At 50.5% G+C, this 2,493-nt stretch carries 3 protein-coding genes; 1 reads left to right on the top strand and 2 read right to left on the bottom strand.

Going from position 1 to position 2,493, the window contains the following annotated elements:
- Nucleotides 1-160: 160 nt before the first annotated feature.
- Nucleotides 161-991 carry an enoyl-CoA hydratase gene (locus ABYT30_RS18360; RefSeq protein ID WP_373082986.1) on the top strand — a complete coding sequence of 277 codons (831 nt, stop codon included), beginning with the start codon at nt 161-163 and terminating at the stop codon, nt 989-991.
- A 25-nt stretch (nt 992-1,016) separates the two neighbouring features.
- Here the strand turns inward: ABYT30_RS18360 and ABYT30_RS18365 are convergent, their stop codons facing one another.
- Both ABYT30_RS18365 and ABYT30_RS18370 read right to left on the bottom strand, forming a co-directional pair.
- Complete coding sequence (locus ABYT30_RS18365; RefSeq protein ID WP_373097967.1) at nt 1,017-1,754, bottom strand: SDR family NAD(P)-dependent oxidoreductase; 738 nt, start codon at nt 1,752-1,754, stop codon at nt 1,017-1,019.
- A 39-nt stretch (nt 1,755-1,793) separates the two neighbouring features.
- Nucleotides 1,794-2,493, bottom strand: a 700-nt coding sequence (locus ABYT30_RS18370; protein WP_373097969.1) for a cytochrome P450, incomplete at its 5' end; no start/stop codon positions are given.

Here is a 2,493-nt window from a genome sequence, read left to right on the forward strand (position 1 = left end):
GAAAGTAAACTGGTGAGAACTAGAACCAGTACTGTGCGCGGCTATTCCAGTGTGCCTGTGACTATTAAGAAATAATTCTCTATAGTTACTGTAAATAATTACTAACACATGCGGGTATTGCCACGGTGATACCCGCATGTTTTTTTTGGAGCTTAATGCCATGTCTGAAATTGTTCTCTACGAGGTGAAGAACCAAGTAGCTATCATCACATTGAATCGACCCGAAGTGCACAATGCCCAAAATCCCCAATTGCTTGAAGACTTGGATGCCTGCTGGACAAAAGCCGCCAAAGATAACGACGTAAAAGTGATCTTACTGAAGGCCAATGGCAAAAACTTTTCAGCTGGCCATGACTTGGCTGTACCCGAAGCAGAAAAAGATGTGTTTGCAAACTTCGACTACGAAAACCGCGGCATCACTGGCCAGTATCTTTGGGAGCAGTCCCATTACTTTGAATACAGCCGCCGCTGGCGCAATAACCCTAAGCCATCAATAGCGGTGGTGCAGGGTGCCTGTATCGCCGCGGGTTTAATGTTGTGCTGGCCCTGCGATTTAATTATTGCTGCGGACAATGCCTGGTTTAGTGATCCAACTATTGTTATGGGGATCGCTGGGGTGGAATACCACGGACATACCTGGGAACTGGGACCACGCAAAGCCAAGCAAATGCTGTTTACCGCCGACCGGATCACGGCCCTAGAAGCTGAAAAACTCGGTATGGTAAACGAAGTGGTGCCCTTAGCCGAAGTGACCGCGTTTTCGATCGCCATGGCTGAAAAAATCGCCACGCAGGATATGTTTTCATTAATGATGGCCAAACGTGTAGTAAACCAGACGATTGATACGATGGGGCAACCCGCGGCATTGCAGGCTGCCTTTGATATTCACGAGTTTCAGCATACCCAGTGTTTGGCGCGCTCCGGTGGTAAATCTGCCGTGCTGACGCGGGATGTTGCTGCGTTGAAAAAGAACAACGAAAGTCGGTCTTGATACAGCGAAAGAGCCTGACAAAATGTCAGGCTAGTTTTGCCGACCAACCACCGTCAACCGGAATCACTGTGCCGCTAACATAGGACGCGCGGTCCGAGGCCAAAAAAGCGGCGACTTCAGCAACTTCCTCGGGCTGGCCGCCACGGCCTAAGGCGGCTTTTTCAAGTATCCCGGGCATTTTCTCGCCGCCAGCACTCATGGCGGTATAGATAAAGCCAGGGCAGAGACAGTTAGCGCGAATGCCTTGTTTTCCAGCTTCTATGGCCGCAGATTTGGTAATGGATATCACGCCTGCTTTCGTCGCCGAGTAAATACTGGTGCCCATTGAGGCGTTAATTCCTCCTAGCGATGACCAGTTAATAATGGCGCCGCCACGGCCTGAGGCCCTCATGGCCCTTACCGCGTGTTTGGTGCCAAGAAATACCCCGCGTAGATTGACTGCCATTAATCGTTCATAGTCTTCTAATGGTACGTCCATCAGCATGCCGGGCACAGCGATACCGGCGACATTGAGTACCGCGTCGAGTTGGCCGAATTCGCTTTGGGCTTTGCCGATCATCGCCTCCACGTCAGCTTCTTTTGATACATCGGCCTGCATAGCGAATATTTCGCCATCAACATTTTTTGCGGTATCCAATACGGCGTCGCTAATGTCTACCGCAATAATTCGCGCGCCTTCGCGGGCGAAGATTTCGACTGCGGCTCGGCCCATACCTGAGCCAGCGCCGGTGATAACCGCCACCTTTCCTGCTAATGATTTCATCTTTGCCTCGTCAATTTATTGTTGTTTGTGTAGCGAGCACTATTTTTGAAAGTTCACCTTCAGTTCGCTTAAGCCGCGAATGACATAACTTGGCTCGTATTTCATTCCTGCTTTTGGCTCAGCCAAGGTAATTGCGCTGGTCTGCTCTAAGAACTGATTCAGTATGATTTTAACTTCTGCCCGCGCCAGTGGTGCGCCAATACAGGTGTGGATACCACGACCGAAGCCAACATGCTGCATGACCTTCTTGCGATTGAGTTGAAATTCGTGGGGGTTTTCCCATTGCCGTGGATCGCGATTCGCCGCCGCCATGGCAATAACCACACGCTTGCCGGCGGGTATCACGGTGTCGCCAACTTTCGTGGTTTTGGTCGTTAAGCGGAAGGTGAGCTTAGTCGAGCCTTCTAAACGCAGCATTTCTTCAATAAAGGTCGGGATTAAGCTGCGATCCTTGCGCAAGGTTTCTTGTAGCTCCGGATTTTCGGCGAGGTAGCGAATGGAGTTACCGAGAAGTTTGGCGCTAGTGTCTTGCCCGGCACCGAATAGGAACATAATGATTTTGACTAAATCGATATCGTCGGGTGAGGAGCCGTCTGGGTAGGTCGCCTGAGCGAGCTCGGTTAGAATATCGTCGGCGGGGTTCTGACGGCGATCAATGACATAATTATAGAAGTGAGCGCCCATTTCCATCATAAATTTGCCGGGGGTATTTCCTTCGCCGCTGATAACTTTGTCGATA

Source organism: Zhongshania sp., from assembly GCF_041623545.1.
In the GTDB taxonomy this organism is placed as follows: Bacteria; Pseudomonadota; Gammaproteobacteria; order Pseudomonadales; family Spongiibacteraceae; genus Spongiibacter.

Excerpts from the sequence above, each read along its gene's own strand:
- ABYT30_RS18360 (WP_373082986.1), top strand. The coding sequence starts at position 161 with ATGTCTGAAATTGTTCTCTACGAGGTGAAGAACCAAGTAGCTATCATC.
- ABYT30_RS18365 (WP_373097967.1), bottom strand. The coding sequence starts at position 1,754 with ATGAAATCATTAGCAGGAAAGGTGGCGGTTATCACCGGCGCTGGCTCA.